General features: G+C 70.0%; 1 pseudogene. It reads right to left on the bottom strand.

Going from position 1 to position 243, the window contains the following annotated elements:
* Nucleotides 1-243, bottom strand: a pseudogene (locus ON21_RS13215) (LysR family transcriptional regulator); the annotation flags it as partial.

The raw sequence follows: 243 nt of genomic DNA, 5'->3' as shown, positions 1-243 counted from the left end.
AGGATGTCGCGCTGGTCGGCGACCATGGCGCGGATCGCCGTCACGACGGCGGCCACTTCGGGGCGGCGGAGGGTTTCGGTGCGGGCGACGAGCCAGTAGCCGAGGGTGACGGTTACCGAATCGGCCAGGACGCGAACGAGGTCCGGATGGCGATCGGCCATGAAGCAGGGCAGCAGGCCCAAGCCCGCGGCGGCGCGGGTGGCCTCCACGTGCACGAAAACGTTGGTCGACGTGACCGATTCC

It is taken from the genome of Nocardia araoensis NBRC 100135 (assembly GCF_000308435.1).
In the GTDB taxonomy this organism is placed as follows: Bacteria; Actinomycetota; Actinomycetes; order Mycobacteriales; family Mycobacteriaceae; genus Nocardia; species Nocardia araoensis.
This window is presented reverse-complemented; position numbering and strand designations above follow the sequence as displayed.